The following is an 18,923-nucleotide window of genomic DNA, read 5'->3' as shown; positions in this document are numbered from 1 at the left end:
TCGGCTCGCGTCAGCTGTTGGCGCTGTTGAGGCGAGTCTCCAGGGCGGTGGCGTCGCCAGCGCGGCTGACGGCGCGCAGCCGGTCGACCAACAGGTAGCCGGTGCGGAACCAGAGGTCAGTGCCCTGGGGCAGCTCTCCGAAGAGCTCCTCCAGGGCCTTCTCGTCTTCGGTGCCGTGCTCGGCGAGCAGCAGCTGCGCGTTGAGGTACTGCTCCTCGTACCCGCCCTGCTCGTACCGGTCGGCGGCCTCATCGGCGTGTTCGACCGCAGTCGGCACCTTGCCCTGCTGCAGCGCGATCAGTGCCAGGTCCCAGTAGGTGCCGGCGGACTGGAACAGGACGTCGGGGTTGTCGGCCGGGAGCTGTTGCAGCACCTCCTGCGCGGACTCGATCAGCGCGATACCCCGGTCGTGGGCCCCGATGTAGCGGGCGGACTGCGCCGCCAGTCGAACGGCCTGCGTGAGCTGGATCGGCTCACCGGCGTCGGCGAACCCTTGCGCGGCAGCCAGGAAGACTTCGACCGCCTCTTCGTCCCGGTCGAGCTGCTCGAGCAGGATGCCCTCCTCCTGCCGGATGGAGGCCAGTCGGACCGGCTCGATGTCCTCGGGGATGTCGGCCAGCAGTTCGTGGATTTTCGCCAGTGCGGCTTCCCGCTCGCCCAGCATCCGGTAGGCGTCGAGCAGCATGCCGCGGGTCTCGGCGAGCGCCTGCGGGTCGTCGGCAACGGCAGGCAGGATCTCCTCGGCGTTCTCGGCCGCCTCCAGCGGCCGACCGCTGAACAGGTAGGCCTGGGCCAGCAGCATCTGCGCCCCGACCCGATGGACCTCCATATCGGGCAGCGTCGACGCGATCGCGATCGATTCGATCAGGTCGTCCACGGCATCGGCGGGCCGGTCGCTCGCGATGCGGAGCCGACCGCGCAGGTAGTAGGCGAACATCCGCTGCGGGTCGATCTTGCTGGTGACCGCGACGTCCGCCGCCGCCTCCGCCTCTTCGAGCCGGTCGGTCTGCATGAGCAGGTTGCAGAGCAGCATTGCGCTGTTCGGGCTCAGCTCGCCGCCGAAGGCCTGCAGCTCGCGGATGGCGTCGTCACCGCGCTCCAGATGCATGTAGATGATGGCCAGCGAGTCCCGCCAGCCTGCGCGGCGCTCCGGGTCGTCGGTCTCGGCCAGCCGCCGCAGTGGCTCCTCTGCGATGGCCAGACCCTGGTCGCCCTCGCCGCGCTCCACTAGTAACCGGCCGATCCGGGCCCGCGCCCGCAGCACGCGGTTCTCGTCGCCAAGCTCGGAGTACAGCTCCAGGGCCTCGCCCCAGGCCGCTTCTTGCTGCTGGCTATCGTCGCTGAGCAGACCGCGCCCGTCCAGCACCCGGGCGCGGTCGAACGGCGTCCACTCGCTTTCCGGCACTTCACGCTCGAATGCCTGCCAGGCTTCGCCCGCCTCTGTGGGCGAGAAGCGCACCCAGGCGTCCTCGGCGCGGTCGAGCCAACCGCGGCCAGAGACCGGTGTGGTGTCGGCAGGGCGCTCCGGCGTGGCCTGCTGGTCGGCTTGAGCCTGCTGACGCAACTGTGCGCGCCGGGCGGTCTCCGACAGCGGCAGGTACTCCACCCAGGGCTCAGCGGCCAGCACTGCCTGGATCTGCTCGCTGCGGTACGTCGTACCGTTCCGGGTGTCGAACTGCGCGGCCAACTCCAGCGCCCGCGCCGTCAGCTGCTCAGCCAAAGCCGCGGCCGGTACGGACGGCGCCTGTGGCTGCCGAATCGCCAGGTCGCTGTCGACGCGGCTCAGCGCGTTCGCAGCGGCGGCAGCGAAGCTCATCTCGGCCCAGGGCGACGGCGGCTCGGCCAGCTCGGCGGCGTGGCGCTCGATCAGCTCAACTGCCTTGAGCTCGTTACCTGTTCGGGCCAGGAAGGCGACGTGGTCTGCGTGCTCGCTCAGCTCGCCGACACGGGCGCGCAGCAGCCGGTAGCCCTTGCGATGGGCGTCGACGGCCTCGGTGTACATGCCTTCGGCAACATAGGCGGGGAGCAGCGCCGTCAGCATTTGTTGCGGCTGCTCCGCACAGGTGAGCTGGCCGTCGAGCACTGTCGTGGCCAACGCGACGGCGTCCGCCGTCTGACCGACGTGGGTCAGGTGATGCACCTTGGACGTCGGGTCGCAGCCGATGCAGTCGGAGAGGTCGTCGCGCGGCGCGGTCGACCACAGCCGGAACTGCTCCGCGGCTGTGGAGGTGTCACCGATGTGGTGCGCGACCAGCCAGCGGTGCTGGTGCACTGCGTGCATGCTGTGGCCACTGAGCCGCCACCGCTGCTCCATGTCGTCCAGAACGGCGTAGGCGCGGTCCAGCGGCACTTCGGGGAACTTGGCGAGGGTGCTGGGCGCGTATTTGTAGCACCAATGGAAGGCGTGCGAGTGATCGCGGTACCGCTCCGGCTCGGCGTCCCAGTCGGCGACGCAGCGGGCGAACGGCACCAGCGACTTCCGCGGCTCGCCGCCCATTACGTAGGCCGTGACGAGCTGCAGCCGGCTGTAGAACGCCAGCTCCGCCTCGCTCGCCGCATCCGCCCGGCGGACGACGTCCTCGAGCAGGGCCGACCGGACTTTGCCGTATGGCGCGCCCTCGGCGCGCTGCAGCAGGTCGATCAGTTCCGGGTTCATACGGTCGGTTCCTCCGTGGTGGGCACAGCCTGGTCGAGCAGGCCGAGGAAGGAGCGGTTCACCAGGGCCGAGTCGGCCGGGGTGATCGGGTGGTAGCCGAGCATCAGTGCGTGGCCGTACAGGCCTTCCACCGCCAGTCGGGTCAGCTCTGGGTCGTCGAGGGACGCCATCCGGCGGACGAGCGGACTGCGGTAGTTCAGGACGAGCTGTGGTCTGCTGTCGTCGTGGGTGTCGAGGGCACCGAGCACCTCGGCCCACAGCGCATCCGCGCGGTCCTTGGTGGAGCGGAGCTCACTTGCGAACTGTGCCGACCGGTCAACCAGATAGAGCGCAGGTAGTTGAGCTGGCTCGAATGCGCGGAGCACCACCTCGCAGCCGACCGAATCCAGTGCATCCTGGGCCGCCTGGACGAACGGGCGCAGCCGCAGCTCGGACTCGGGATCGAGACTGTCGAAACTTGTGCTGAGCTCGGACGGGTCGAACCGGCTGGTGACCAGGTCGGGCACGACCTCCGGCAGCCGTGCGAGTAACTCACTGTCGTAGGTGTAGCCGCCGTTCACAACGGTGATTTGCTGCGCAGCTGCGACCGCTGCGAGCTGGCGGAACTCCTCGACGGTTGTCACGTACCGAATACGATCGCTGCGCTGCTGCAGTTCCGCTGTGGTCATGCGGCCGTGGTTGGTCTCGAAGCGCAGCCAGCGGTGCACCAGCTGGAGCATCTCGTCGTCGTGCAGGGCCAGGGCCTTCACACCGAGCTGGTGAATGCCGAGGAACCGGTCCAGCTTGGCGGGGTCGGTATTGCCGAGGCGAACGAGCCAGCCGCGCAGCTGCTCGCCCAACGCGTCCCGAGTGGCCTCCAGCGTGCCGTCGTCGAACAGCGCCTCCCGGCTCGCAGTCGGCCGCAGCTCGGAGGTGTCGATGACCGCGCGGACGAAGAACGCCCAGTCCGGCAGGAGGCCTTCGACATGCTCGGCCAGCAGCATTCGCTTCAGGTACACCCGGTGCGTCGCGCGCTCGGCGGGGTTGGCCGCGAACGGCAGCACGAAGGCGACACCGGTCAGCCCAGCGGCCGGGTTGTTCAGGTGAATGACGTCGAACGGAGTGAAGCCGAGCTTGTCCTGCGCATAGCCGACCAGCTCGGCGCGCTGCAGGGCGCCAGCGTTCTCCCAGGGTGCCTTGCCATCGGTCACCTGCTCGCCGTCGACCCGGATCTCCAGCGGCAGCAGTGCGCCGAACAACCGGATCAGCTCGACGACAGTGGCCGGCTTGTACCATTGCTCGGCGCCACGCCGGGCCTTCAGCGTCACCGTCGTACCGGGCTCGGAGCGGTCCGCTGTGGCGGCGATCGTGTAGCGACCGTCCGCAGTACCGATCCAGCGCGTGGCGGGGCCGCCGGCGGGCTGGGTGACGACCTCGATCTCGTCGGCGACCATGAGTGCCGACAGTAGGCCGATACCGAACTGGCCGAGGAACTCCGACCGGGCGAACCCGATCTCATCGCGTTTCGAGCTGCGGCCGATGGTGGCGAGCAACTCGCGCACCTGATCCGGCAGGAGGCCGATACCGGTGTCGGCGATGCTCAGCTCGTTCTCGGCGGTCCGGACGTCGATCCGGCGCGGTGCGTCGGGTTCGGTGGCCTGACGTGCGGTGATCGCGTCGACGGCATTCTGCAGCAGCTCTCGCAGGTACACCCGCGGGCTGCTGTACAGGTGGTTGCTCAGCAAGTCGACGATCCCCTGTAGGTCGACCTGGAAGTTCTCGCTCACCCCTTACCCCCTCGTGTCGCCGCCAACCTATGTCATGGCTGGTCCCGCCTTGGCCTCGATACCGTCCAGCAGCCGCTCCAGGCCGTACTGGTACGACTCCGCCGCGACGTCGACCGGGCCCGCGTCGAAGCCGCCGGCGTTCCATACCGCTGTCATCGCCGGATGCCGCTCGACATCGAAGTACGTCTCCCACAGCTCGGAGCGGTCGGTCCACCACGCATCGTGGCTCTGACCGGTGGTGCGCTCGATCAGCGCACTCTCCGCCGCCAGACTGGCTGCGGAGTCGACGTACGACGTCACGGTGACCGCTGCGATGTTGATGTCGCGCGGACTGAGCGCCAGCGTGCTCATGACGGCCAGCAGGTACTCACGGCCGGCCAGCATGCCCGGACCGACCGGTGGACGGATAGGGGATACCTGAGACAGCCAGGGGTGCCGTCGGAACATCGCACGGGTCTCGTCGGCGTACAGCGCGACCTGGGCGCGCCAACCGGCCGGACGCTGGTCAGGGCCGGGTAGCTCGCGCTCGCCGAGGACCTGGTCGACCATCAGCTCCAGGAGCTCGTCCTTCGAGGGGACGTAGGTGTAGAGGGTCATCGTGCCGACGCCGAGCTCTTTGGCGACACCGCCCATCGATGCGGCCGTCAGACCGTCGCTGTCGGCCAGCCGGATACCGGTCGCGACCACTTCGTCGACGTCCAGCGACGGCCGGCGGCCCTTGGCCTTGACGGCGAGCGGGCGGTGGTTGCGCCAGAGGAGTGCGAGGGCGCGGTCGGGTCGACCCTCCGCGCTGCGCCTGACCGTCACAGGGCAACCATAGGCGCTGAAATCAATTCTCGTATACCCTACGAGAATTGATGCCGAGGTGGGAGGGGAACGACGAATGACGATCCTGGTGACGGGTGCGACCGCGAGTGTCGGGCGGTTGCTGGTCGACGAGCTGGTGGCGGCCGGGGCGCCGGTCCGGGCGCTCACGAACCATCCGAAGCGGGCGGCGCTGCCTGCTGGAGTCGACGTCGCGCACGGCTACCTCGGGCGGCCGGAGACGCTGCCGGCGGCGCTCGCCGGTGTCGACACGGTCTACCTGGCGCCGCTACCGGCGTACGTCGATGACTTCGTGCGGTGCGCGCAGGAGGCGGGCGTGCGGCGCGTCGTGGTGCTGTCTGGTGAGCCGGCGGACTATGAGGCGCAGGGCGATCCGTCGACGTGGCACTACTACCGGCTGGAGCGGGCGATCGAGGAGGCCGGCTTCGAGTGGACCTTCCTGCGGCCAGGGCAGTTCATGAACAACACGCTGGACTGGGCGCCGATGATCCGGGCCGAAGGGGTCGTGCGCGCGCCGTACGCCGACGCGGTGCAGACTCCGATCGACCTCGTCGATATCGCTGCGGTGGCGCGGGTAGTACTGCTCAGTGAGAGCTTCGCCGGGCAGAAGCTGGTGATGAGCGGCCCGGAGGCGCTGACGCAACCGCAGGAGGTCGAGCTGATCGCGGCCGCAATCGGTCGCCCGCTGAAGTTCATTGAGCAGACCCCGCAGGAGTACCTCGACCAGCTGACGCCCGTAACCGGGCTGGAGACGGCGCAATGGTTGCTGGACGGGTTCCGGATGATGGCCGAGTATCCGATGACGCCCGAGTCCACGGTGGCCGATCTGACCGGCCGGCCCGCGACGACGTACGCGGAATGGGCGGCGCGGAACGCGGCGGTGTTCGCCTGATTTGAAATCCAGTCGAACATATGTTCGACTGTGCGTCATGAGGTGGGCTGGTCAGCGAATCGACGCGGAGATGGCCGGGGCGTTGCCCGGGCTGCAGTCGATCGCGGGCCTGGTCCGGTCGGTCACCACGCCGGAGTTCCGCGGGGTCACGTTCCATGAGGTGCTGGCGCGTTCCGCGCTGAACTCGGTGCCCGGGGGCGGGTTGCCGTTCGGCTGGACGGTCAACCCGTACCGCGGCTGCAGCCACGCCTGCCGGTACTGCTTCGCCCGGCCGACCCACACGTACCTCGAGCTCGACCAGGGGCTCGACTTCGACCGTCAGATCGTGGTCAAGACGAATGTCGCCGAGGTGCTCCGGCGGGAGCTGGCGAGACCGTCGTGGGCCCGGGAGCAGGTTGCCCTGGGCACCAATACCGATCCGTATCAGCGGGCCGAGGGCCGCTATCAGCTGATGCCGGGGATCATCGCGGCGCTGGCAGGATCGGGAACGCCGTTCTCGATCCTGACCAAGGGGACGCTGCTGCGGCGCGATCTGGAGCAACTGTCGGCCGTCGACGTCCCGGTCGGGATTGCTGTGTCGCTGGCGCTCGGCGACGACGAGCTGCGCCGGCGGCTGGAGCCCGGCGTGCCGTCGGTGCGCGGCCGGCTGGAGCTGATTCGCGCGGTGCGCGCGGCAGGGCTGCCCTGTGGCGTGATGGTCGCGCCGATCCTGCCCTGGCTGACGGACTCCGCCGATCAGCTGGATCAGCTCCTCGGGGAGCTGGCTGCCGCCGGGGCGACTGGGGTGACTCCGCTGGTCCTGCACCTACGGCCGGGGGTTCGGGAGTGGTTCATGGCCTGGCTGGCCGCTGACCATCCCGAGCTGGTCGCGCGGTACGAATCCCTCTATGCCCACGGGGCGTATGCCGCACCGAGCTTCCGGAAGGCCTTCGAGCAGAAGGTTCGTCCGCTGCTCACGAAACATGGGTTTGCCCGTCCTGCCTACCACCGTGCGGTCGTGCGGGAGAAACAGGCGCCGCCGGCCCAAGAGGCGTTGTTCTAGACCAAGGTGAGGATCTGCGGGCCGTCGGCGGTGACAGCGATAGTGTGCTCGGCGTGGGCGCCGCGCGTCCGGTCGGCGGAGCGTAGCGTCCAGCCGTCGGGGTCGATGAGGTAGGTCGATCCCGGCCCGGTCCAGAACCAGGGCTCGATCGCGAAGGTCTGTCCGGGCTGGAGCTTGAAGCCGCGGCCGGGGCGGCCGTTGTTGGCGATATGCGGCTCCTCGTGCATCCGGCGGCCGATCCCGTGGCCGCCGAAGTCGAGGTTGGTGCCGAGCCCGGCGGCCGCGCCGATCCGGCCGATCGCGGCGCCGACATCGCCGAGACGGTTACCGGGCAGCGCTGCGGCGATCCCGGCGGCGAGCGCGCGTTCGGTGGTCTCGATCAGCTCCAGGTCCTGCGGGCGTGGAGTGCCGACGCAGAAGCTGATCGCGGAGTCGCCGCACCAGCCGTCGAGGGAGGCGCCGCAGTCGACGTTCAGCAGGTCGCCGTCGGCCAGCCGGTAGTTCGACGGCAGGCCGTGCAGGACGGCGTCGTTCACCGAGGTGCAGATCACACCGACGAAGGGAGTCCCAGCGAAACCTGGTTGATAACCGTCGAACGTCGACACCGCGCCGGCCGAGCGCAGCACGTCGCGGGCAGTCTCGTCGAGCTCGAGCAGCGAGACGCCGACCGCGGCCTGCTTCTTCACCGCGGCCAGCGCGGTCGCGACGACGCGCCCGGCCGCGCGCATCTGCTCGATCTCCGTCGCCGACTTCAGCTCGACCATCGTCATTCCTCAACCCTCAGTGACAGCTGTACCCGCACAAGGTAGCGGCCGTTTCCGGTCATTGAGGACACGATCGGGTCACCGAGCGAACTCGGCCGCGCGTCGCGTCGTCTGGGAGGGCGAACTGATCGCCAGCCTGGGGAGCGATGATGACGGTACGACGGCGCGCGGTGCTCGGCGCGATCCTTGCGGGGGCAGGCGTGTCTGTCGCCGGCGGCTGTGCGGATGTCGGCGTCCGTCCGGTCGATCCGCCGACGGACGGCGGTTCGGTCGGTCCGCCGGGGGCGCAGCCGCCGAGTGTGCCGCCGCCGGCCGGGGATCGGCCCGATCGGCTGGCGATCGTTGCCACCGGCGACGTTCTCCTGCACGAACGGCTCTGGACAACGGCGCGCCGCGACGGCAGCGGCGGTATGTGGGACTTCGCACCGTTGCTGGCGAGCGTGAAGCCGCTGGTGCGGAAGGCCGATCTGGCCATCGCGCATGTCGAGACGCCGCTCGCTCCGCTCGGCGGGCCGTACAAGGGATACCCGCTCTTCCAGGGGCCGCCGCAGATCGCGACCGCGCTGAAGCAGACCGGGTACGACCTGTGCACCACGGCCAGCAATCACAGCTTCGACGCCGGCGCCGCCGGGGTGGATCGCACCCTGGCGACGCTGGAGCGCGCCGGGATGAAGACCTCCGGGATGGCCCGCGATCGCAAGGAGGCGGAGACGCCCACGATCGTCGACGTCCGCGGGGCGAAGATCGCGTCACTCTCGTACACGTTCGGGTTCAACGGACTGCCGTATCCGAAGGGCCAGACCTGGCGGGCCGGCAAGCTCGACGTCGCGGCCATCACGCGGATGGCCAAGGAGGCCCGTGATCGCGGCGCCGAGATTGTCGTGGTCAGCTGTCACTGGGGGACGGAGTACTCATCGCGGATCAACGAGCAGCAACGCGACCTGGCGCCGCAACTCCTTGCTGACAGCAACATTGATCTGATCGTCGGCCACCACGCGCACGTCGTCCAGCCGATGGAGCAGCACAACGGCAAGTGGGTCGCGTACGGGCACGGCAACCTGGTCGCTGCGCACCGGCAGCCGGCCAGTACTCGCGCTGAGGGTTTGCTGACCCGCTTCACGTTCCAGCGTGACGGCGACAAGTGGACGACGGCCGAGGCGGAGTATGCGCCGCTGCTGATGACGGACGTGCTGCCGGTCCGCATCCTCGACGTCCGCCGGGAGCTCGCCCGCGGCGGCCTGGCGGCGGCGAAGGCGGCCCGGTTGCGCCTTGCGGAGCAGCGGACGACCGAGACCGTCCTGTCGCTGGGCGCGTCACCGAAAATCCTTTGAGGACAGCGCGCCTGGCGGTCTAGGGTCGGCGCCATGTTTACGAACTTTGTGATGGTGCGTCGTGCCCGGCTCCGGGCAGGCGCGGGGTGCCTGGGGATGGCACCCACTCGATAGCCAGTGGGCCCAACGAGTTGTCGACGCCGCTGGGGTTCGTCCCGGTGAGCTCGTGCTCGACGTGGGCGCTGGTCTCGGTGCGTTGACAGCACCGTTGGTTCGCGCTGGTGCGCGCGTGATTGCGGTCGAGCTGCATCCGGGTCGTGCCGATCGGTTGCAGCAGCGGTTCGCAGATGCTCCGGTGACTGTGGTTCGTGCTGACGCGCGTGAGCTGCGCCTGCCGACCCGGCCCTTTCGGGTCGTGTCGAGCCCGCCGTACAACGTCTCGGCCGCGTTGCTCAAGCTGCTGCTGGCACGAGGATCCCGGATGGTGTCGGCTGATCTGGTGCTGCAGCGGCAGTTGGTGAATCGCTATGTGCGTGGTGACGTGCACGGTGCCAACCGATGGCTGCGTTCGTACCAGCCGGCGGTGGGGCTTCGCCTTCCCCGCAAGGCGTTCACCCCACCACCGCATGTCGACTCAGCAGTTCTGGTTCTCCGGCGGGCTTAGCCGTGCCAGGAGTTCCAGAGCGCTGCGTACGAACCGTTGCGGGCAACCAGCTCGTCGTGACTGCCCAGCTCGCTGATGCGGCCGTCCTCGACCACGGCAACCCGGTCGGCGTCGTGAGCGGTGTAGAGGCGGTGCGCGATCGCGATGACCGTGCGCCCCTCGAGTACGGCGGCGAGCGAGCGCTCCAGATGGCGTGCCGCGCGTGGGTCGATCAGCGAGGTCGCCTCGTCCAGGACGAGGGTGTGCGGATCGGCGAGCACCAGCCGGGCCAGCGCGAGCTGCTGTGCCTGAGCAGGTGTCAGTGCGACCTGTCCGGAGCCGACTCGGGTCTCCAGGCCGTCCGGCAGCGCTTCGGCCCACTCACGAGCGTCCACGGCCGTCAGGGCAGCAAGGAGCTCGGTGTCGGTCGCCGACGGGCGCGCCATCGACAGGTTGTCGCGCAGCGTCCCCACGAAGACGTGATGCTCCTGGGTGACCAGTGCGACCTGTTTGCGCAGCTCGTCGAGCGGAAGCTCGGTCATCCCGACTCCGCCGACTGTGACCGAGCCTGTCCGGGGTGGGTGGATGCCCGCGACCAACCGGCCCAGCGTCGACTTGCCGGCGCCGGATGGGCCGACCATCGCGATCCGCTCGCCGGGCTGCACAGTCAGCTCGACTCCGTGGAGCACATCCCGGCCATCGACGTACGAGAACCGGACGTCCCGCGCCTCGACCAGCTCGCCATCCGGTGTGCGACCGGACGGCGTACGGTCGTCCGGTACGTCGCTGATACCCAGCAGACGCGCAAAGGCGGCGCTGCCGGACTGCAGCTCGTCGATCCACTGCAGCAGCCGGTCGACCGGGTCGATCAGCTGGTTGACGTACAGCACACCGGCTGTCACTGCGCCGAGCGAGACGTGGCCGTTGATGTGCAGGAAGCCGCCGAACAGCAGCGTGCCGACCACTGGGACGAGGTAGCCGATCTCGACCATCGGGAACCACACCGTCCGCAGACCGAGCGTGTAGCGCTCCGCCAGGTACGAGCCGCGGATGTCGGAGTCCGTCCGGCGGACGCGGGCGTCGTACCGGCGCAGTGACTCGACGGTGCGCGCGCCCTCGACGGTTTCGGCCAGCGAGCTGGTCATCTGGGCGTACGCCGCGTTCTCACGCAGGTAGCCGTCTTTCGCGCGGCGCAGGTACCAGCGGGTGCTCAGCCAGAGCACGGGCACCATCGCCAGCAACGGCAGCAGTACCCAGACGCCGACCAGCAGCGTCGCGGTCACCGCGAACAGCACGGTGACACACGCGATGATCGTCTCCGGGACGGCGAACCGGACGGTGCGCGACAGCGTGTCGACGTCTCGCGACGTCCGCGACAACAGGTCACCCGTGCCGGCTCGTTCGACAGTGCCGATCGGCAGTGCCAGCGCGTTGTCGACGAAGTCCTCGCGCAGTTCGGCCAGGACCTCCTCCCCAAGGGCGAACGACCGGTAGCGCGCCCAGCGCGTCAGCAGGGACTGGATGATGACGAACGCCGCGATCAGCAGGATCACCTGGTTGACCGCGCCGACCGTCGTCCCGCGTTGCACGTCCTCGACCAGGTTGCCGATCAGTCGCGGCGCAGCCAGCCCGGTGACGGCCGCGACCGCGTGCAGGGCGAGCGCGATCGCCAGCGCCCGCGGGTGCCGACGGACCAGTCGGCGCGCGTGTTTGCGGATCTCGGCGGGGCCCGCCACCGGCAGGATCTGCCTCATCGCCGCACTCCTTCCGTCAGCTCTTCGTCTTCGGTCTGTCGGGTCACTGTCCGGCGGTAGCGCGGTTCGCTCGCCAGTAGGTCGCGGTGTCGGCCGGCCGCAACCACGCGCCCAGCGACCACGAATTGCACTTCGTCGACCTGGTCCAGCAGGAGCGGGCTGCCGGTCAGTACGACGGTTGTTCGGCCGGCCCGATGCTCGTGCAGCCGGTCGGCGATCCGCGCCTCGGTGTGTGCGTCGACGGCTGAGGTCGGCTCGACCAGCACCAGAACGGACGGATCGGCGAGCAGCGCCCGCACCAGCACCAGACGCTGCCGCTGACCGCCGGAGAACGACCGCCCCTTCTCTTCGACCTCAGAGTTGAGCCCGTCGGCCAGCGCGACCAGTACGTCGTCCGCTGACGCCGTACGGATCGCTGCGAGCACGTCCTCGTCACTCCAGCGGCCGTCCGGGTCCAGTTCGGTGCGCAGGTTGCCTGTGAACAGCTGGGAGCCGGTATCGCTGACCAGGATCCGTCGACGGACGTCGGCCCGAGTCGCGCTCGCCAGCGTGACGCCGCCGTACCGGACCTCGCTGGCCTCGTCGTACCGGCCGAGTCGGTCCGCCAGGGCGCCGTACGCATCCGGCTCGGCGGTGACGATCGCAGTGAGCAGACCGTCGCGTGCGCGGATGCCGGAGACGGGGTCGACCAGGTCGCCCTGCGACGGCAGTTGCACAGGCTGAGCGGGGTCAACGATGTCGGAGTCCAGCGAGAGCACGCGGATAACTCGACGTCCGGCGACCAGTCCGCGCATCAGTTGGTTGGCGAACTCGGTCACCGTCCGCAGCGGCAGCACCAGGAATGTGGCGTAGCCGTAGAAGGCGACCAGTGAGCCCGCACTGAGGTCACCGCGGAGCGCGAAGTGCGCACCGAGCCCGACGACGAGCACTACGAAGATGCCTGGCAACAGAACCTGCGCGGCGTCGAGCACCGACTGAATCCGAGCCACGCGGACGCCGGCGTACCGGACGCGCTGCGACTCGCTGCGGTAGCGGCGCGAGAAGGACTCCTCGCCACCGATGCCACGGAGCACCCGCAGACCGGCGACGATGTCGGAGCCCAGCGAGTTCAGCTCGCCGACCGCCTCGCGCTGCGCGAACTGCCGCCGGTGCAGCGGCCGCAACATCGGGCCTAGGGCGAACAGCATCACCGGTACGCCGATCAGCACCACCAGACCGAGCGCGGTCGACGACGACAGCAAAATGGCCGCGACCACCCCGAACGCGACCACTGCGCCAGCCGCACGGGCGGACACCTCCATCAGGGTGCCGATGTAGGCCAGATCGCTCGCACCGACGCTGACCACCTCTCCAGTGGCCAGATGCTTCGGCAGCGTCGCGCCGAGGTCAGCAGTCTTCCGCGTGACGACCTGAACTGTGCGGTACGCCGAGGTCAGCCAGTTGGTGACGGCGAACCGGTGCCGCATGATGCCGGCGAACGCCTGCAGGACGCCGACCGCGAACAGCACGCCGGTCCACTGCAGCAGCTTGTCGCCGTCGCGCGCCGCCACGCCCTGGTCGATCGCCAGACCGAGGATGGCCGGGATGAACGCTTGAGCTGTCATCCACAGGATGCCGAACGTCATCCCGCCCGCGAGAGTACGCGCCTGCCCGCGCGCGACCCACAACAGATAGCGGGCCGGTGAGCGATCATCGGGGACGCCGGGATCGGCGAGTGGCAGCTGCTTCATATCTGTTCAGGCTAGGTCGGCGCACCGGCGTGGCGCATGCGAATTACTCCCTATACGTCAGCCGCCGGATCAGTACTTCGAACGGACCGCGGAACCCACGCCGACGCATCCAGCCGGCCAGAACCACGGTCAGTGCCCAGGTAGCGACGGCGAGCAGCGCTGCCTGCCAGAGCGCCATCTTGGTACCGAGACCGAACAGGGTGAAGACGATCGCCCAGACCACGGACTGCGCGAGGTAGAAGGTCAGCGAGCGCTGGCCAGTCGCTTGGAGGGCGGTCACGAGCGCAGTACGCCGTACTCGGAGCGACCAGAGCGCAATGAGCGCCGCGTACGCCGGACCGCCCACGTAACCGGTCAGCGCATGGAGGGCCCCGGCTGGGAGCACGTTGGCATCGGTGGCGTGCAGCAGACCAGAGGTGTAGAGCGCTAGCGGGATGCCGCCGAGGAACGACACCGGGATGCCGATGGCGGCCATGCGACGCAGCGTCGGGCGGTGCTGCTCGACGTCCTCGAAGAGCCGTCGGCGGGCGGCCCAGACGCCGAAGAGGAACGGGCCGGCCGCAGTGAGCAGCAGAATCGGCGCACTGATCGCAATGGAGTACCAGGGCCCGCGACCGTCGGTGCTGGGGTCGATAGGCATCGACAGGATGCCGTAGACCCCGGAGCCGACGAACACCATCACGCCCGCGCCGTACAGCACCCACTTGTCGCCGAAACGGAGGAAGGGGACGAACAGCAGCGCGATCAGACCGTACGCGGCGAGGATGTCGCCGTAGTAGAGCAGAGTCCCGTGCAGGACGCCGAGGAGCAGTAGCCACCAGGCGCGGCGCCGCAGCAGCTTGCGCGTGCTCTTCCAATCGCCGGACTGCCGTCTGGCGATCTGAACCACGCCGTAGCCGAACAGCGCGGCGAACATCGTGTACGAGCGTCCGTCGACCAGTGTGGTCTCGAGGAACGCGACAACCCGGTCCGGCAGCGCACTGGCGATCGGCATCGCGCGGATGGTCCGCACACCCGCCGGCTGCAGGAGACCGTGTGAATTCGCCACTGCGATGAACAACAGCAGAATTCCGCGGGCCAGATCGGGGCCGAGCGCTCTGGCCGACGTAGCAGTCGGACCGGTGGTCGGCGGGTTTCCGGCGCGCTCCGTCATGCCCCCGACAGTAGGCGGTGGCCGGTCACCGTGGGTACTACTTCGGTCTCTCCTTGCGCATCAAAAGAGCTTCACCTTGCGTTGGGCAACGAGTTCCCACCGGGCCATGTCCGCCGCCTGTCCTGGAACCATGCTGGTGATCGCGCATCGGGGAGCGAGCGGGTACCGTCCGGAACACACGCCGGCGGCCTACCGCCTGGCTGCGGCCCAGGGGGCCGACTACATCGAGCCCGACCTGGTCGCCACTCTCGACGGCGTGCTGGTCTGCCGCCACGAGAACGAGATCTCCGGGACGACGGACGTCGCGCACCGCCCGGTGTTCGCCGACCGCCGGATCACCAAGGTGATCGACGGCGAGGCCGTCACCGGCTGGTTCGTCGAGGACTTCACCTACGCCGAGCTGCGCACCCTGCGCGCCCGCGAGCGGATGCCCGCACTGCGGTCCTCGAACACGGCGTACGACGGCCTGGAGGCGATTCCCACCTTCGACGACGTGGTGGCGCTGGCCCGGCAGGAGTCCCTGCGGCTGGGCCGTCCGATCGGCGTCATCCCGGAGATCAAGCGCCCGGCGTACTTCCGTCGCCTCGGCCTGCCGCTCGAAGAGCTGCTGACCGAACGCATCCTCGCCCTGCGGCTGCGGCCGGCCGAAATCATGGTCCAGTCGTTCGAGCCCACCAGCCTGCGCCGCCTCGCCGTCATGACCCGGGTGCCGCTGGTACAGCTCATCGATGCTGAGAGCGCCCCCAGCGACCTACTACGCCTCGGCGACCGCCGCACCTTCGCCGACCTCCTCGAACCGGCCGGCCTGCGCGACATAGCGACGTACGCCCAAGTCCTGGCCCCCCACAAAGACCTGGTCATCCCACGCACCCCCACCGGCGCCCTCGGCGAACCCACCCGCCTGGTCGGCCAAGCCCACCGCGCCGGCCTCAGCGTCCAACTCTGGACCTTCCGCGCCGAACGCCGCTTCCTCCCCACCGCCACCGATTTCCGCACCGAACTGACCCGCTTCGCCCGCCTAGGCATCGCCGGCATCTTCACCGACCACCCCGACCAAGCCGCCACCACGCTGAAACCAGCCGCCCTCCCGGGCTAGAGCTCACCTTTCAGCGCACCGAGAACAACGTCCGGCTTGCCGGCCGATCGGGGCTGGTCGACCGAGGCAGCCCGCCGGGCTGGAACCTTGTGGGCTGCGGCGGGTATGAAGTGGTTATGGTCGATGGTTCGGCTGGTGATGACGCCCAGTGGCAGGCGATGCGAGCTGGTGACATGGCGGCGCTGGGTGTTCTGTTCGATCGCCATGCGGATCGATTGTTCCGCTACTGCCAGCGAGCGGCGTCGCCTGCTGATGCCGAGGATGTGCTGTCGGAGACGTTCGTCGAGGCCTGGCGGTCGCGGCGGTCGTTCGTGGTGCGTGGAGATTCGGCGTTGCCGATCTTGCTGGCGATCGGCAAGCGGGTGCTGCAGAAGCATGCACGCAGCGCTGAGCGTTCCCGGCGCCGCGAGGCGCACTCGGCTGATCCGGTGCTGATGACAGTGCCGGACATCGCTGAAGAAGTTGTGCGCGCTGAGGAGCTGGAGCGGCAGCGGGCGTGGTTGCGGCAGCAGGTGGCGTCGCTGCCGGTGACCTACCGCAACGCCTACGAGCTGTGTGTGTTTGCCGAGCTCGGTCAAGAAGAAGTTGCCCGTCTGCTGGATGTGCCGTTGGGGACGGTCAAGTCCCGGCTGTCGCGTGCGCGCCAGCTCATCGCCGCGGCCGCACAGGACGCGTTCGGGCAGCACGCGATCGGAGGAGCAACATGACGGATTTCGAGAAGACCGTTCTCGAGGTGAAGGCACTGGACGGCGACGCGAGGCGACGTGCCCGGGAGGCGGCGCTCGCCGGCGCGGTCCAGGTTCAGCGCGGTCGCCGGCGGCTGCTGGCGCAGGGATCGGCTGCGGTGGTGACCCTTGTTGCCGGTGGGGTGTTGACCTATTCGGCGCTGTTTCCTGCTTCGGCCTACGCGTCGTGGACCGCTGTCCCGCACGGGGCTGCTGTTGCGATGGACGATGCCAGGCTGCAGCCATGCCTGTCGTCGATCCCAGCCGAGCCCGGCGAGGTGGTCGACGCGGCACGGTTCAAGCCGCTGGTCGCAGAAGGGCGTGGCGACTTCACGGCCGTACTGCTGGGCGATGAATCCAGTGTGCTGGTCTGTATCTACGACCAGGACAACCGCTCAACCGGGCGGGTGGACGCCGAGGCGCTGCCAACAGGTAGTTCGGTGAAGCTGCTCGGAAATGGGGGCTCGCTGGACAAGGGTGACGGCGCGCGTTACGTGTTCGGGCCGGTTGCGGCCGGAGTCAGCAGCGTGAAGGTCACCACGACGGACGGTACGGAGGTCACCGCGTCGGTGGCCGACGGATATTTCCTGGCCTGGTGGCCGGCGCCGGCTGGACCGGTGTCGGTGACCGCCCTGGATCGCAGCAACACGGTGCTGCAGGAATTGATACCGTGATACCTGATCTGACCATTCGGCAGGTACGGAGGCGCGCGCGTGTTTGAGTTCACCTGGCTGTACGCACTGTTTTTGGTCCTGGTCGTTCTCGCCGTCATTGTTCTGCTCCGGCGTCTGGTAAAAGCAGTGCGATCATCAAATCGGCGAACGGACGACGTCGACTGGGACAGTAAGGTGAGCCGCGATCACCAGGCCCGGCAATGGGACGGGCCGGCCCGAACTCGCCCGGAATCGGGCGAGCCGGACCAGCCTTCGGAACACTAGCTCATATTGCAGTTGGCCCGGAAGGAATACAGGCCTTTCCCGCCGCGGATCTGCATGCAGGGATTGGCGTGGGCCCACCCGATCTTGAACTTGAATGTCTGACCCTGGCGCACCTCCCAGCCGACATTGTTGGCGTACTTGGCGCCGAGGCCCTCGTACTTGATACCCAGCTTGCCCTGGCCGCCCTGGTCGGACAGCCGGTAGCTGGTGATCCTCGACCCGTTGTGGCACCAGTGCGCGGTCATCCACGTGTCGCCGGTGTTCATGCCGATGTCACGCCACTTCTGATACTTGTACTGCTGCCAGCAGCCGCCGGCCCGTGCGCCGTCCGGACCCATCGCGGCCAGTTCCTCCGGCGTCGGCTCGACCTGCTTGAACTCGCTCGAAACCTCCTCGGACGTCCACGTCTGCATTCGAGCCGCGAATTCTTCCTGCTCAGCCGGACTCAGCTGATTGAATGCCGCTTCCGGATCCTTCGCGTTGTACACCGACAGTGCGATCTGCGCGCTGTCAATAGTGTCTGCCGACGCGATCCCTGAGCTCATTGGCAGACAGAGCGCGGCACCCAAACCAACAACCTGAACCACTCGCCTCAGTGGTTGCCTCATCAACCAGAACCTCCCCTGGATTCAGTGAGCGGCGGAATCCACCCCCTGTGCGACAAACACAACAGCACCAGCCTTTATGGACCAATAGTCCGCAGGAAATTTGCAGCTTCTGGCAGCGGCCACCGCAATACGGCTGACACCGCCAAAAGCAGCTTGCCGGTCACGTCGAAGGCGCCGGAATCCACCCTGAAACCAGCCGCCTCCCGGGTTGGAGCTCACCCTTCAGCGCACGCAGTACGTCGGCAGCAGGTGCTGCGAGCTCCCGGTCGACAGCACGCGACCGATCCGTGCCCAGCGCGACACGAGCCGAGGTGGCCGGTCGCGTGCGCAGCAGCCTCGCCCGCAGGTACGTCGGCGGATGCGTCGCGTCCGTCCGCACATCGCGGAGCCTGCTGACACGCAGCCGCCGGTCGAGCTCCCGAGCCGGTAGCTCGGTGACTGCCCGCTCCGCAACGTCAGCCGGGTCAACACCGCGGCCAGGCCCCGCACCGGCACGCCCACGGTCGCATTCACCGTCCGGCCGACCAGTGTGGCTCCGGTGTGGTCCTCGACCCCCTCCTCCCGGCGGACGCCGTCCAGGTAGCCGTCTCGGAACGTCTCGTCCAGACCGGACAGCACGTTGTAGGCATTGGCGATCAGCCAGCCGCTGGCCTGGTCGCTGTGGCGTCCGTGCCCGAACTCGTGGGCCAGTAACGCGACCCTGACCGGGTGCCGACGGCGGCGGCGATCTCGTCGAGGAGGCCGAAAAGCGTCGGGGCCTGGTCGCGGTGGATCAGGACGGTGTCGTCGGGGAGGTCTGCGGCTCGTGGGCGGAACGTGAGGGCTGTGAGGAAGGCCAGCGCGGCCAAGGGCACGCTGAGCCAGAGGGGGCGGTAGAAGACCAGGAGGGCGACTCCGGCCGCGATGGCGACCAGAGGGAGTAGCAGGATCGCTACGGCCAGCAGGTTGGCTGCCGGTTGACGCGGATCCGCTGCCCGCAGTCCGGGCAGGTGGCGAGGTCATCGCTGCTCACGGCAGCTGTGTGACAGTGCGGGCGGCGGGGTGCGTACTGCGCTCACCC

16 protein-coding genes are annotated in these 18,923 nt (G+C 68.7%); 7 read left to right on the top strand and 9 right to left on the bottom strand.

Translation table 11 applies throughout. The annotated features are described in order from the left end of the window. Nucleotides 1-10: 10 nt before the first annotated feature. Genes HPO96_RS18470 through HPO96_RS18460 form a run of 3 tightly spaced genes read right to left on the bottom strand, consistent with a single transcriptional unit; the run spans nt 11 to nt 5,229 of the window. Nucleotides 11-2,656 carry a tetratricopeptide repeat protein gene (locus HPO96_RS18470; RefSeq protein ID WP_171674745.1) on the bottom strand — a complete coding sequence of 882 codons (2,646 nt, stop codon included), beginning with the start codon at nt 2,654-2,656 and terminating at the stop codon, nt 11-13. Next, entirely contained in the window at nt 2,653-4,422 is a 1,770-nt protein-coding gene (locus HPO96_RS18465; RefSeq protein WP_171674744.1) for an HSP90 family protein, read from the bottom strand. The genes HPO96_RS18470 and HPO96_RS18465 overlap by 4 nt, the downstream gene beginning before the upstream one ends. 27 nt (nt 4,423-4,449) lie before the next feature. Continuing rightward, complete coding sequence (locus HPO96_RS18460; RefSeq protein ID WP_171674743.1) at nt 4,450-5,229, bottom strand: TetR/AcrR family transcriptional regulator C-terminal domain-containing protein; 780 nt, start codon at nt 5,227-5,229, stop codon at nt 4,450-4,452. 76 nt (nt 5,230-5,305) lie between these two features. Here HPO96_RS18460 and HPO96_RS18455 point away from each other — a divergent pair, with 76 nt between their 5' ends. Beyond that, nucleotides 5,306-6,139, top strand: coding sequence for an NmrA family NAD(P)-binding protein (locus tag HPO96_RS18455; protein WP_171674742.1), 834 nt, complete (start codon nt 5,306-5,308; stop codon nt 6,137-6,139). Nucleotides 6,140-6,176: 37 nt separating this feature from the next. After that, a complete protein-coding gene (locus tag HPO96_RS18450; protein ID WP_171674741.1) occupies nt 6,177-7,181 on the top strand; it encodes an Rv2578c family radical SAM protein in 1,005 nt (334 codons plus the stop codon). Here the strand turns inward: HPO96_RS18450 and map are convergent. Beyond that, a complete protein-coding gene (gene map, locus HPO96_RS18445) occupies nt 7,178-7,945 on the bottom strand; it encodes a type I methionyl aminopeptidase (protein WP_171675142.1) in 768 nt (255 codons plus the stop codon). The genes HPO96_RS18450 and map overlap by 4 nt on opposite strands. Nucleotides 7,946-8,094: 149 nt before the next feature. Here map and HPO96_RS18440 point away from each other — a divergent pair, with 149 nt between their 5' ends. Next, nucleotides 8,095-9,276 (top strand): CapA family protein, encoded by a 1,182-nt coding sequence (locus HPO96_RS18440; protein ID WP_171674740.1) that lies wholly within the window; start codon nt 8,095-8,097, stop codon nt 9,274-9,276. Between the two features lie 61 nt (nt 9,277-9,337). Next, nucleotides 9,338-9,880 (top strand): rRNA adenine N-6-methyltransferase family protein, encoded by a 543-nt coding sequence (locus HPO96_RS18435; RefSeq protein WP_171674739.1) that lies wholly within the window; start codon nt 9,338-9,340, stop codon nt 9,878-9,880. Here the strand turns inward: HPO96_RS18435 and HPO96_RS18430 are convergent. Genes HPO96_RS18430 through HPO96_RS18420 form a run of 3 tightly spaced genes read right to left on the bottom strand, consistent with a single transcriptional unit; the run spans nt 9,877 to nt 14,496 of the window. Then, on the bottom strand, nt 9,877-11,613 hold the full coding sequence (locus HPO96_RS18430) for an ABC transporter ATP-binding protein (protein ID WP_171674738.1): 1,737 nt from the start codon (nt 11,611-11,613) through the stop codon (nt 9,877-9,879). The two genes, HPO96_RS18435 and HPO96_RS18430, sit on opposite strands and share 4 nt — an antisense overlap. After that, entirely contained in the window at nt 11,610-13,343 is a 1,734-nt protein-coding gene (locus tag HPO96_RS18425; protein ID WP_171674737.1) for an ABC transporter ATP-binding protein, read from the bottom strand. The genes HPO96_RS18430 and HPO96_RS18425 overlap by 4 nt, the downstream gene beginning before the upstream one ends. A gap of 43 nt (nt 13,344-13,386) precedes the next feature. Next, nucleotides 13,387-14,496 (bottom strand): DUF418 domain-containing protein, encoded by a 1,110-nt coding sequence (locus tag HPO96_RS18420; RefSeq protein WP_171674736.1) that lies wholly within the window; start codon nt 14,494-14,496, stop codon nt 13,387-13,389. A 130-nt stretch (nt 14,497-14,626) separates the two neighbouring features. On the opposite strand from HPO96_RS18420, the gene HPO96_RS18415 reads away from it, so the two are divergent. The 3 genes from HPO96_RS18415 (at nt 14,627) to HPO96_RS18405 (ending at nt 16,991) form a co-directional block, all read left to right on the top strand. Continuing rightward, nucleotides 14,627-15,592: a glycerophosphodiester phosphodiesterase family protein gene (locus HPO96_RS18415; RefSeq protein ID WP_171674735.1), complete on the top strand. Its 966-nt coding sequence runs from the start codon at nt 14,627-14,629 to the stop codon at nt 15,590-15,592. Between the two features lie 116 nt (nt 15,593-15,708). Next, nucleotides 15,709-16,299, top strand: a complete 591-nt coding sequence (locus HPO96_RS18410) for an RNA polymerase sigma factor (protein WP_171674734.1) — start codon at nt 15,709-15,711, stop codon at nt 16,297-16,299. Further along, a complete protein-coding gene (locus HPO96_RS18405) occupies nt 16,296-16,991 on the top strand; it encodes a hypothetical protein (RefSeq protein WP_171674733.1) in 696 nt (231 codons plus the stop codon). The genes HPO96_RS18410 and HPO96_RS18405 overlap by 4 nt, the downstream gene beginning before the upstream one ends. Before the next feature lie 260 nt (nt 16,992-17,251). On the opposite strand, the gene HPO96_RS18400 is transcribed toward HPO96_RS18405, so the two are convergent. Together HPO96_RS18400 and HPO96_RS18395 are read right to left on the bottom strand one after the other, a co-directional pair. Next, the gene (locus HPO96_RS18400) at nt 17,252-17,863 is read right to left on the bottom strand and encodes a hypothetical protein (protein ID WP_171674732.1); all 612 of its coding nucleotides are present in this window, start codon (nt 17,861-17,863) and stop codon (nt 17,252-17,254) included. A gap of 222 nt (nt 17,864-18,085) precedes the next feature. After that, nucleotides 18,086-18,481, bottom strand: coding sequence for a hypothetical protein (locus HPO96_RS18395; protein WP_171674731.1), 396 nt, complete (start codon nt 18,479-18,481; stop codon nt 18,086-18,088). Nucleotides 18,482-18,923: the final 442 nt, after the last annotated feature.

Source organism: Kribbella sandramycini (genome assembly GCF_013131805.1).
In the GTDB taxonomy this organism is placed as follows: domain Bacteria; phylum Actinomycetota; class Actinomycetes; order Propionibacteriales; family Kribbellaceae; genus Kribbella; species Kribbella sandramycini.
Note: the sequence above shows the minus strand (reverse complement) of the source record. Positions and strands in the feature narration are given on the sequence as shown.

What these genes read in the sequence shown, in the direction of transcription:
- HPO96_RS18440 (WP_171674740.1), top strand. Translation starts at nt 8,095, where the DNA reads ATGACGGTACGACGGCGCGCGGTGCTCGGCGCGATCCTTGCGGGGGCA.
- HPO96_RS18430 (WP_171674738.1), bottom strand. Translation starts at nt 11,613, where the DNA reads ATGAGGCAGATCCTGCCGGTGGCGGGCCCCGCCGAGATCCGCAAACAC.
- HPO96_RS18410 (WP_171674734.1), top strand. Translation starts at nt 15,709, where the DNA reads ATGGTCGATGGTTCGGCTGGTGATGACGCCCAGTGGCAGGCGATGCGA.
- map (WP_171675142.1), bottom strand. Translation starts at nt 7,945, where the DNA reads ATGGTCGAGCTGAAGTCGGCGACGGAGATCGAGCAGATGCGCGCGGCC.
- HPO96_RS18455 (WP_171674742.1), top strand. Translation starts at nt 5,306, where the DNA reads ATGACGATCCTGGTGACGGGTGCGACCGCGAGTGTCGGGCGGTTGCTG.
- HPO96_RS18400 (WP_171674732.1), bottom strand. Translation starts at nt 17,863, where the DNA reads ATGAGGCAACCACTGAGGCGAGTGGTTCAGGTTGTTGGTTTGGGTGCC.
- HPO96_RS18415 (WP_171674735.1), top strand. Translation starts at nt 14,627, where the DNA reads ATGCTGGTGATCGCGCATCGGGGAGCGAGCGGGTACCGTCCGGAACAC.
- HPO96_RS18470 (WP_171674745.1), bottom strand. Translation starts at nt 2,656, where the DNA reads ATGAACCCGGAACTGATCGACCTGCTGCAGCGCGCCGAGGGCGCGCCA.
- HPO96_RS18450 (WP_171674741.1), top strand. Translation starts at nt 6,177, where the DNA reads ATGAGGTGGGCTGGTCAGCGAATCGACGCGGAGATGGCCGGGGCGTTG.
- HPO96_RS18425 (WP_171674737.1), bottom strand. Translation starts at nt 13,343, where the DNA reads ATGAAGCAGCTGCCACTCGCCGATCCCGGCGTCCCCGATGATCGCTCA.
- HPO96_RS18405 (WP_171674733.1), top strand. Translation starts at nt 16,296, where the DNA reads ATGACGGATTTCGAGAAGACCGTTCTCGAGGTGAAGGCACTGGACGGC.
- HPO96_RS18420 (WP_171674736.1), bottom strand. Translation starts at nt 14,496, where the DNA reads ATGACGGAGCGCGCCGGAAACCCGCCGACCACCGGTCCGACTGCTACG.